The organism is Nonomuraea sp. MG754425 (genome assembly GCF_021699195.1).
Taxonomy (GTDB): Bacteria; Actinomycetota; Actinomycetes; order Streptosporangiales; family Streptosporangiaceae; genus Nonomuraea.
Genome location: NZ_SSXE01000049.1, coordinates 22,227 through 33,044 on the forward strand (window position 1 = coordinate 22,227; position 10,818 = coordinate 33,044).

Annotated in this window: 6 protein-coding genes; 1 reads left to right on the top strand and 5 read right to left on the bottom strand. The window is 71.4% G+C overall.

Translation table 11 applies throughout. The annotated features are described in order from the left end of the window. Window positions 1-13 precede the first annotated feature (13 nt). Genes FAF44_RS18830 through FAF44_RS18850 form a run of 5 tightly spaced genes read right to left on the bottom strand, consistent with a single transcriptional unit; the run spans window position 14 to window position 9,574 of the window. On the bottom strand, window positions 14-3,112 hold the full coding sequence (locus tag FAF44_RS18830; protein ID WP_237104500.1) for a DUF5722 domain-containing protein: 3,099 nt from the start codon (window positions 3,110-3,112) through the stop codon (window positions 14-16). A gap of 34 nt (window positions 3,113-3,146) precedes the next feature. Then, window positions 3,147-4,592, bottom strand: coding sequence for an ABC transporter substrate-binding protein (locus FAF44_RS18835; RefSeq protein WP_237104501.1), 1,446 nt, complete (start codon window positions 4,590-4,592; stop codon window positions 3,147-3,149). Between the two features lie 49 nt (window positions 4,593-4,641). Next, entirely contained in the window at window positions 4,642-5,472 is an 831-nt protein-coding gene (locus tag FAF44_RS18840) for a carbohydrate ABC transporter permease (protein ID WP_237104502.1), read from the bottom strand. 2 nt (window positions 5,473-5,474) lie between these two features. After that, on the bottom strand, window positions 5,475-6,365 hold the full coding sequence (locus FAF44_RS18845) for a carbohydrate ABC transporter permease (RefSeq protein ID WP_237104503.1): 891 nt from the start codon (window positions 6,363-6,365) through the stop codon (window positions 5,475-5,477). Between the two features lie 14 nt (window positions 6,366-6,379). Continuing rightward, window positions 6,380-9,574, bottom strand: a complete 3,195-nt coding sequence (locus FAF44_RS18850; protein ID WP_237104504.1) for an alpha-L-rhamnosidase — start codon at window positions 9,572-9,574, stop codon at window positions 6,380-6,382. A gap of 176 nt (window positions 9,575-9,750) precedes the next feature. Here FAF44_RS18850 and FAF44_RS18855 point away from each other — a divergent pair, with 176 nt between their 5' ends. Next, window positions 9,751-10,785, top strand: coding sequence for a LacI family DNA-binding transcriptional regulator (locus FAF44_RS18855; protein ID WP_237104505.1), 1,035 nt, complete (start codon window positions 9,751-9,753; stop codon window positions 10,783-10,785). The last annotated feature ends 33 nt before the right edge of the window (window positions 10,786-10,818 follow it).

The window sequence follows — 10,818 nt, forward strand, 5'->3', positions numbered from 1 at the left end:
GCGTCCGCACAGCTCAGGAGATACTACGACCCTGTACCGCGTCGAGGACGAGCGGGTTCGGCCCGGCGTCGCCGCGCACGCCGAACCCGTAGCGGTAGCCGGCCCTGACCTCGGGGTCCGACAGCTCCGGCAGGTGCTCCAGCGTGGCGGCGGTGACGAGCTCCCAGCCGGAGCCGGTGTCGGCGTACATGGCGGCCCGGTCGCCCACCATCGACAGCGCGAACCGGCCGCCGTCGGGGATGCTCACCCCCTGCTTGACGCCGAAGACGGCCAGGCCGCCCGGCACCTGCGGCCCGCGCACCTCGAAGCCGGCGAACTTCTGGGTGTTGACGTAGAAGGCGGCCACGTCGGTCTTGCCGTCCTTGACCAGGCCCGTGTAGACGGTGTCCATGTCGGCGGAGTCACCCTGGAACTTCTTGACGGTGATCGCCGTGCTGAACGCCGGGTTGCGCGGGGCCACTCCCGACGACAACATCCCGAACCAGCCCGCCGACGGGTGGGAGGCCGACAGCGCGCCGCCGGCGAGGTTCACCTGCGGCAGCTCCTGGTTCTCCGGCTGCACCCGGTGCGTCTGGTAGTCGCCGGCCTGGTCGAAGCCGTCGTTCAGCTCCAGGTTGGCGAAGGCGTCGGGGGCGGGCGGCACGTACCCGGCCTCCGGCGCCAGCCGGAACGTCACCCGGTGCTCCTGCCCCTGGTGGGCGGCGCACACGACCGGGTACTCCTGGTTCGCGGGCGCGAACGCGGTCAGCGCGGTGTCGAAGGAGCGGGCCGCGCCGGAGGCCAGGCCGGCGGTCCGCAGCGCGGCGGGATCGACGCTCACGCCGTCGCACGCGGTCAGCTTGACGTTGCCGGCCATCGGCAGCACGTCCCGGTTGGTGACGGTGAAGGTGACCGTGGAACCGATCCGGCCGCGCTCGGCGGTGGCCGCGCTCACCTCGACGTTGCGCCGCTCCAGGCTGGGCAGCGTGACCGCGGCCAGGCTGAGCCGGTCGATCTCGTACGAGCCCGCCCAGTCGGAGCCGACCGAGCCGCGCACCCACACCTTGACCCGGGAGATCGCCGAGCGCGGGGCCCAGCGGGACAGGTCGAGCGTGAGCCGGTTCCAGCCGAGGGCCGGGTCGATCGCGCCCACCCCTTCGGCCACCGCGCCGTCGCGCCCGTACGCGCGGACCTTGGCGGTGAAGACGTTGCCCGGCTTGAACGTGTCGTCGGCGCTCTCCGGCACCCTGATCGACACCGAGAGCCGGGGCGTGCGCGAGGCGTCCAGCGCCTTGTCGAACAGCACGTCGGCGCCCTTGTACGACTTGGCGTACTGCGACCAGCCCGGCAGGTCGCGATCGAAGCGGACGCGCAGCGCGTGCCCGCCCTCGACGGCCACCCGCTCCACCGCGGCGGCGTTGTCCGAGGGCCGCCAGCCGCCGGTGTCCGACTCGAAGCCGGAGATCACCTTCTCGGCCACCGGCCGGGCGTCGAGCTGCGTCCCGACCACGGCCGGCGGCTTCCTGACCGCCAGCGCGGCCGGGTCGAAGCCGGGGATGACGTCCTTCCAGTCGGAGATCCCGATGACCTTCTTCGCGAACTCGGTGACCTCCTGCGAGCGCCCGGTGTCGATGGCGTCGAACACCTCGTGCAGCGGCTTGCGCTCGCCGGCGTTGGAGGCGGCGCTGTGCTCCTCGTCCCACGTCCACAGGCCCAGCCTGAGGCCGCCCTCCTGCTTGTGGTCGACGTGCCGGTGCAGGATGAAGGAGTCGATGCCGTCGGCGAAGGCGACCTTGTAGTAGGCGTAGGCGTAGGCCGCGGCCTGCAGCTCCAGCTCCTTGGCCGAGTAGTCCTGCGAGTTCAGGCCCTGTTCGGACAGGATCACCCGCCGCCGCTCGCCGCCGTAGGTCAGATGCTCCTGGGCGAGGTAGCGCGGCAGCAGTTCGATGTTCTTGAACGTGATCCGCATCGTGTCGAAGTCGTCCGTGGCGGTCTTGTCGTTCCAGAACGCCGGGTTGAACAGGTTCTCCGGATACGGGTGGTAGGCGATGTGCCAGTCGAAGTCGCCCTGTCGCTTGGTGAGCGCGTTGAGCCCGTCCACGACGTCGCGGCCCTTGTAGGTGTAGCGGGAGTCGGCGTTGGCCGCGCCCGTCCAGAAGTGGGTCAGCGAGGTGTAGACGCGGGCGGCGGCGTCGGCCTTGCGCACCGACTGCCAGGTCAGCCGCATCGCCCGGGTGTACTGCTCCAGGAAGACGTCGCGGTCCTGCGGGCCCATGTTGTACCAGAACTGCTGGGCGTCGATCTCGTTGCCGACGATCCAGCCCCACGCCCTGCCGTAGCGGCCGTCGGCCTGGCTGTAGCGCTGGGCGAAGAACTCCATCGCGGCGGTGAAGTGCGCCTCGCCCTCGGCGGTCTTGGTGTTGAACGCGTACACCGTGCCCTTGCCCAGCTCCGCCTCGGGGTGGATGAGGGTGCGGGCGGCGGAGTTGGGGGCGGTGCTGTTGTAGACGAGCACGATCAGGTTGACCAGTACGCCGTTGTCCGACAGCGGCTTGACCTGGGCGTCCAGGCCGGCGACGGCGCCGCGGTCGAAGTAGAACGTCCGGCCCTGCGAGACGAACTCGATGGTGTTGTCCGGCGCGCCGGGCCCGGCCGTCATGACGGAGTCGAGGGCGAGGTTGATGCCGGCGTGCTGGACGCCGATCTCCTCGGCGTCATCCGTCATCTGCACCTGCAGACCCTTTTTGCCCGACATTTCGGGGTAAGGGGTTTGGCTGGCGGACGCGAAGCTCAGCTTGTCGGCGTAGTGCACCTCGCCCAGCGGGCCGTCCGCGCCCACCGCGAGGAACTTGTCGTAGAGCCGGTCCTGGTCGCCGTCCATGCGCGGCACCTCGACGCGGAACTCCCCCGCCTCGACGGTCGCGACCGGCTGCTCGCCGGTGTGGCTGTCCTGCCAGGTGTCCAGCGCGTACAACTCGGCCGCCGCGGGGGCCGTGCCGGTGAGCGTGATCGTGCTCTCACCCACCTCGACGCCGCTCACCCCGCCGGTCGCCGCGTACGCGGGCGCGCTGACGTACAACGGCATGGCGAGCGGCACGGCGAGTGCCAGGGCGGTCAATAACCGCATTCTCATGTCTTTCTCTTTCTTCTTGGCCGGGGGTTCCGGCCTACTTGGCCCAGTCCTCGTCGCCCCAGGCGTTCTTCTTGATGCCGGCCTCGATGCCGCGCTCCCACCACTTGGCCAGGTCGGTCAGCTCCTCATCCAGCGAGCGCTTGCCGAGCAGGTAGCCGTCGAACACGTCGCGGAACGAGGTGCCCTCCGGGCCGCCGGGCAGGGCGTTCACCCGGAACGGCTTGCCCCACTCGCCCTCCAGCAGCCCGGCCGTCTCGGCCGACGGCTCGACGCCCTCGACGGCGGGCAGGCCGCCGGTCGCGTCCAGCCAGGGCTTGATCGCGGGCGAGCTCATGTACTGCAGGAACTTGACCGCCGCCGCGTACTTCTCGTCCTTGACGGTCGAGGGGATCATGTAGCTGGTGCCGCCGATCGAGGCGCCGTAACGGGCCGGGGCGTCGGACGACAGCGGCGAGCTGGCCTTGGTGATCGTCGGGAACGGCATCGTGCCGAGCTGGAACTTCGCGTCCGTCTTCAGGGCCTCGACGGCGAAGTCGGTGCCCCACGACATGGCGGCCCGGCCCGTGACGAAGTCGCGGTAGCCCACCGTCGCGCCGCCGTCGGCCACGCCCGTCCAGTTGGGCGTGCCGCAGTCGAAGAACTCCTTGTAGAGCTTCAGCGCCTCGGCCACCTCGGGCGTCTTGGTGGTGAGGGTGCCCTCCTTGATCGCCTTGCTCATCGACTTCTCGGTCACGGTCGGCGCCTTGCCGGGCTTGCCGGTGGCGTCGAAGTGGTTCCAGTCGTCGAAGTACTTGTCGATGAGCTGGGTGCTGACCGACTCCCACGTCCAGCCCGCGGCCAGGCCGCCCTTGTCGAGGGCGACGGGGTCGAAGCCGGCGTCCTTCAGCTTCGTGCACGCGCTCCGGAAGTCCTCCCAGGTGGCGGGGGGCTGGTCGATGCCGGCCTTGGCGAAGGCGTCCTTGTTGTAGAACAGGCCGATCGCCACCAGGTTGAACGGGATGTACTCCAGCTTGCCGCTCTCCTTGCTGAGCGCCTTGGAGACTCCGGGGCCGAAGTAGTCCTTCCTGAACACGTCGATCCAGCGCTGGTTGCCCGGCACGTACGGGTTCGGCTTCTGCAGTTCTTCGTCGAGGGCGTGCACCTCGTGCGCCTTGTGCGGCGGCTGGTTGAAGACCAGTTCGGGCGCGGTGCCGGCGGCGAGCTGGGTGGTGATCGTCTGGGAGAACCCGTCGAGGGGCAGCACCTGGGTCTTGACCTCGATGCCGGGCTCGCGCTTCTCGAAGGAGTCGACGAGCGCCTCCCACGCGGGGCCGAAGCTGCTGCCGCTGGAGTTCCACTGGTTGGGGCCGGCCAGGGTGATCGTGACCTTGCCGTCGGCGTCGGCTCCGGACGTGGTGCCGCCGGTGCCCAGCAGGCCGCAGCCCGTCAGCGCGACCAGCATGGCCGAGACCGCCAGCCCGCTCTTGGGGGGTGTTCGCATGGGATCTGGGCCCTTTCTTGTTGGTTGATACGTTTCAATCACGACGAGCTCACTTGCCGGAGACGATGCCGCCCTGGATGCCCGCCAGGAACCACTTGGACAGGAACGTGAACAGCACCACCAGCGGCAGGCTGGCCAGGACGTAACCCGCGAACAGCGGGCCCCACTGCTGCGCGTTCTGGTTGGCGAAGAAGGCCAGCCCCGCGGGGATCGTCCGGTACGCATCGGTCTGCACCGTGAGCAGCGGCCAGAAGTAGTCGTTCCACACGCCGAGCACCGTCATCAGCGCCACCGTGCCGATGACCGGCCGGGCCAGCGGCAGCATGAACCCGGTGAACAGGCGGATCCCGCCCGCCCCGTCCACCCGCGCCGCCTCGAAGATCTCCTCCGGGATCTGGGCCATGTAGGTGCGCATGACGACGATGCCGAAGACCGTGTTCGCGGTGACGTGCGGGACGATCAGCACCAGCCGGCTGTCCAGGATGCCGAGATCGCGCATCAGCACGAACAGCGGGATCAGGCTCGTGATCGACGGCACCATCAGCAGCGCGGCGACCAGCCCGAACAGCACGTTGCGGCCGGGGAAGCGGTAGCGGGCGAACACGAACGCCGCGGCCGGGGCCAGCACCATCGTGCCGACGATGGCCAGCCCCGCCACCACGAACGAGGTGAACAGGTAGGGGCCGACCTGCTCCCAGGCCGCCGCGTAGTTGTCGAGGTGGACCGGCCAGGCGGGCGACCAGTAGCTGGCGAAGAACTGGTCGTTGTCCTTCACCGAGGCGGCGACCATGAACAGGTACGGGAACAGCCCCGCGAACGCCAGCACCGACAGCACGGCGCCGGAGACCAGGTTGATCCTGCGGGTACGGCTCATGCCCATGCTCAGACCTCCTTCTTCCGGCCGGCCAGCAGCGCCACCACGCTCACCACGAGGGTCATGGCGAACAGCACGGTCCCGAGCGTGGCCGCGTAACCCCAGCTCGTGTCCAGGAAGGCCGCGTCGAGCATGCGCAGCACCGGCACCTGCGTGGCGTTGTCGGGGCCGCCCCCGGTCATGATGTGCGCCTGCATGCCGTACTGGAGCACCGAGATCACCGCCAGCACGAACAGCAGCTTCACGTCGCGGAACATCATCGGCAGGTCGATGCTCCAGAAGCGGCGCAGCCGGCCGGCGCCGTCCACCTCGGCGGCCTGGTAGATCTCCACCGGCACGTTCTGCAGCGCCGAGAGGAACACGAGGAACGGCAGGCTCGCCACCCACGGGAAGCCGATCGTCATGAGCGCGACGAGCGCGGTGCTCGGGTCGCCGATCCAGTTGCCCGCCAGCCCGTCCAGGCCCACCGCGCGCAGCAGGCTGTTGATGACGCCGTCGCGCGGGTCGTACATGAACTGCCACAGCAGCACGTTGACCACGGCGGGGAAGGCCAGCGGGAGGATGAGCAGGGTGCGGAACACGAACCGCAGCCGCTCGCTGGACAGCGACATCACCAGTTCGGCCGCCAGCAGCGGGAACACCCACATGAGCGTGACCGCCCACAGGAAGATGATCCCGATGTTGCGGAACGAGGCCCACCACAGGTCGTCGCCGAGCATCGTGCGGTAGTTCTCGAGGCCGACGAAGGGCGAGGCGAAGCCCGGCCGCCACTCGAAGAACGAGTGCACCATGCCGTTCAGCGCGGGGTAGTAGGCGAACGCCGCGAGCAGGGCGAACGTGGGGAGCAGGACGAGATAGACCCCCCACGGGATCCGGCGGCGCGCCTTTGTGCTGGTCACGATGGAACCGCCTCTCAGCTCGCCGTGCGCTGACGCGCTGTGGGCGTCTCGGGCACGGTGGACGTGCGGAAGGCGTACGAGCCCGAGCCGACCCGGTAGACGGCGGCCCCGTCCTCGGACCGGTCGAAGGCCACGCCGCCGGCCTCGGCCGCCGGGCCGCCGCCCTCGGTCACCCGCTCGGGCGGGCCCGGCACGTGCACCTCGGCGCGGGTGTTGGGCGGCACGACGACGTCGAGCGCGAAGCCGTCTGCGGCCAGCCGCCAGGAGATCTCCACCCCGCCGTGCCGGGTGCGGTGCGCGGTCCGCGCCCAGCCGACGCCCCCGCCCGGACGCGGGCGCACGACGATGTCGGCGTATCCCGGCGAGCCCGGGGCCAGGCCGCCGACCGTCCGGTACATCCAGTCGCCGACCGCGCCGTAGGCGTAGTGGTTGAAGGAGTTCATGCCCGGGTCCTGCAGCCCCCGGTGGTGGCTCCAGGAGTCCCAGCGCTCCCACATGGTGGTGGCGTCGCCGTGCACGACCGGGTAGAGCCAGGACGGGAAGGTGTCCTGCGTCAGCAGCCGGTAGGCCACGTCCAGCCGGCCGGTCGAGGTGAGCGCGTCCAGCAGGAACGGGGTGCCGAGGAAGCCGGTCGACAGGTGGCCGCCGCGGGCCTCGATGTCGGCCGCCAGCCGGGCCGCCGCCCTGGGCAGCTCGTGCTCCTCCAGCAGGCCCGCCGTGATGGCCAGCACGTACGCGGTCTGCGTGCCGCTCGCCAGCACGCCGGGCCCCTCGACGAAGGCCGCGCGGAACGCCCGGCGCACCCGCTCGTACAGGTCGAGGCAGGCGCGCTCGTCGGCGTCGCGGCCGAGCGCGGCGGCGAGCCCGGCGAGCTGCCTGGCCGACAGCGCGAAGACGGCCGTGCCGACGAGCCGCTTCGGGGTCTCGGCCCCGATCGACAGCCAGTCGCCGAACCCCTCCTCGGGGAACACCCCGCCGTCGGAGCGTTTGTCCAGGTAGGCCAGCCAGCGCAGCATCGGCTCGAAGCAGGCTTCGACCACCCCCGCGTCGCCGCGCAGCCGGTGCAGCGCCCACGGCAGCATCACCAGCGCGTCGCCCCAGCCGGGCGAGCCCGCCTCCTTGGCGTTGGGCGACAGGCCACGGCCCGACAGCACGTCGGGCACCACGTGCGTGACCGCGCCGTCGTCGCCCTGGACGTCGACCACGTCGGTCAGCCAGCTCCGCAGGAAGGCGGCGGCGTCGTAGTTGAACAGCGCGGTGGGGGCGAACGCCCAGATGTCGCCGGTCCAGCCCAGCCGCTCGTCCCGCTGCGGGCAGTCGGTGGGGACGGCCAGGAAGTTGCCTCGCTGCCCCCACACGATGTTGCTCTGCAGCCGGTCGAGCCGCTCGTCGGAGCAGGCGAACTCGCCCGCGGGCTCCATCGCCGCGTACGCCACCCGGGCCGTGATCGCCTCGGGGGCCCCGCGCAGCCCGGACACCTCGACGTAGCGGAAGCCGTGGAAGGTGAACCTCGGCTCGAACGTCTCGGCCTCGTCCTCGGCGCGGGGCAGGAACTCGTCCGTCGCGCGGGCCGAGCGCAGGTTGGCCAGGTGCAGGCCGCCCTCGTGGTCGAGCACCTCGGCGTGCCGCAGCACCACCGGGCGGTCGCGGCCGGAGCGGCCGGTGAGACGCACCCAGCCGACCAGGTTCTGCCCGAAGTCGGCGATCCACACGCCCGGCCGCGCCTCCCACAGCGCGACCGGCTCCAGCTCCTCCTGCACCCGGATCGGCGGCGCGACGGCCGCGGTCAGCCGGCCCGCGGGCGGGCTCGTGGGCACCGCGGCCGCCCAGCCGGAGTCGTCGAACCCGGGCGCCGTCCAGCCGAGCGGCTCGGCGGCCAGGTCCTGCCGCTCGCCGTTCTGCAGGTCGGCGTAGCGGATCGCGCCCGAGGCGGCCCGCCACTCGGGGTCGGTGCTCACCCGGGTGACGGAGCCGTCGTCGTGCAGGATCTCCAGCTCGGCGCGGAAGGCCAGGCGCCGGCCGTACTGGAAGGAGCCGAACCAGCTGATGTTGCCGGCGTACCAGCCGTCGGCGAGCAGCGCGCCGAGCGCGTTGGGCCCCTCCGACACCAGCGCCGTCACGTCGTAGGTCTGGTACGTGACGCGGTGCCGGTAGTCGGTCCAGCCGGGGGCCAGGTGGTCGGCGCTCACCCTGGTGCCGTTCAGGTGCACCTCGTAGACGCCGAGTGCGGTGGCGTACAGCCTGGCCCGGCGCACGGGCGACGGCACGGCGAACTCGCGCCGCAGGTAGGGGCTGGGCCGGTCGCCGATCGGCTCGCGGCCCAGCGGCGGGTCGCCGTGCAGGCCCACCTCCTCGGCCAGCGGCCAGCCGGCGTCGTCGTAACCGGGCTGCTCGAAGCCCTCGTCCGGCCGGTCGCTGGCCCGCCACCGGCCGCCGGAGGTGACGGTGACCGCGCTCTCCCCGGCGACCGGGACGAGCTGCGGCAGCGCGGGCCGTCCCTCGACCACGACCTCCAGGCGCACGCACACGCCGGTCCCGGTGGCCCGGACGGCCAGCACGTTCTCGCCCGAGGCGACCAGGTCGCCGGCGTCGGCGACGAACGCGCCCTGCCTGATCTCCCCGGCGACCGGCGCGCCGTTGAGGTACGCCTCGACCTCGGGACCGCCACCGCCGATCACCAGCCACGCCGACAGCGGCCTGGCCCCGCCCGCCACGGTGAAGCGCGTCCGGAACGCCCCCGTCTCCGCGGGGGACGGGCCCAGCGGGCCGGCGACCCAGACGCGCGGCACGTTCTCCAGCGACGGCAGCCGCTCGGACCCGGGCACCACCGGCGTGCCGATCCAGCCGGCCGTCCAGCCGGTGGCGTCGCCGAGCCCGGTCTCGAACCAGTGCGCCGGGCTCCAGCCCGTCCACGCGCCGCTCTCGTCGGCCACCTTGACCCGCCACTGGTAGCGGGTGCGGGGCCGCAGCGCCGGGCCCCCGTAGCGGACGTCAAAGGTGGCGGGCGAGTTCACGACTCCGCTGTCCCAGACTGGCTCGGCCCCGTCCGCGGCCGGGTCGCACTCACGGCCCACGATCAGCCGGTACGCGCTCTGCGCCCGCCCGCGGCCGTCCCCGGTGATCCGCCAGGAGAAGTCCGGCGCACCCGCGTCGAGGCCCAGGGGCTCGGCCAGTCCTTGCACGCGCATGTCGGTCACGGCGAGCTGCATGAAGAGGGCTCCAAGGGGAAGAAGTTGAAACATTTCAAGTACAGCGCACCGTAAACAGCCCAAGGTGCTCCCGTCAATGCTTGGGGCTCAGGAGGACACACAGGCGTCGTTTAACTGAAACATTTCAACCGGTAGACTGATCTCCTCTGCCAGGTGACCAGAAGGGCTGCCCACCGGTGACCGACATCCACAAGCCGGCCGAGCGCCGCCGGCTCAGCATGGTCGACGTCGCCGCACATGCCGGCGTGTCCGTGGGAACGGTCTCCAACGCGCTCAACCGGCCCGAACTGGTCGCCGAGCGCACGCTGCGCCGGGTGCGGGCCTCCATCAAGACGCTCGGGTTCGTGCCCAGCGCGCCGGCCCGCCAGTTGCGCGGCGGCTCCGGCCGCTCCGTCGGCGTGATGGTGCGCGACATCGGCAACCCGTTCTTCAGCGAGGTGCTGCCCGGCATCGAGACCCGGCTGTCGCAGGAGCAGTTCCTGCTCGTGCTCTGCAGTTCCAGCGACTCGATCGAGAAGGAGACGCACTACCTGCAGATCCTGGAGCAGCACCGGGTGCCCGGCATCCTCATCACGCCCGCCGGGTCCGACATCTCCCACCTGGTGGAGCTGCGCCGGCGCGGCATCGGCATGGTGCTGCTCGACCGGCCGGGGGCCGACTCCCAGCTCTGCGCGGTCGCGGTCGACAACGTCAGGGGCGGCGAGCTGGCCGGGGCCCATCTGCTGTCGCTCGGCCACCGGCGCATCGCCTTCCTCAACGGGCCGCCGATCGTGCGGCAGTGCGCCGACCGCCGGGAGGGGCTGGTCAAGGCGGTGCGGGCGGCCGGGCTCGACCCCGGCGAGGTGATCACCGAGATCACGCTGTCCGGGCTGACCGCCCACGAGGGCGAGGCGGCACTGGAGCGGCTGCCCCTGCGCAACGGACCCACGGCGCTGTTCTGCGTCAACGACATGGTGGCGCTGGGCGCGCTGCGCGGCCTGGAGCGGCGCGGCGTCGGCGTCCCGCACGACATGGCGATCATGGGCTACGACGACGTGGAGTTCGCGGCGCTGCTGTCGCCGTCGCTGACCTCGGTGCGCCAGCCCAAGCAGCAGCTCGGCCAGGCCGCCGCCGAACTGCTGCTCACCGACGCGCGCGGCGACGCGAACCACTGGCATCAGGAGATCGTCTTCCAGCCGGAGCTCATGGTCAGAGCCTCGACAGCCCCCTAGCGACGTTTCAAAACGACCTGGCGCAGGAAATCG

Excerpts from the sequence above, each read along its gene's own strand:
- FAF44_RS18830 (WP_237104500.1), bottom strand. The coding sequence starts at position 3,112 with ATGAGAATGCGGTTATTGACCGCCCTGGCACTCGCCGTGCCGCTCGCC.
- FAF44_RS18835 (WP_237104501.1), bottom strand. The coding sequence starts at position 4,592 with ATGCGAACACCCCCCAAGAGCGGGCTGGCGGTCTCGGCCATGCTGGTC.
- FAF44_RS18840 (WP_237104502.1), bottom strand. The coding sequence starts at position 5,472 with ATGGGCATGAGCCGTACCCGCAGGATCAACCTGGTCTCCGGCGCCGTG.
- FAF44_RS18850 (WP_237104504.1), bottom strand. The coding sequence starts at position 9,574 with ATGCAGCTCGCCGTGACCGACATGCGCGTGCAAGGACTGGCCGAGCCC.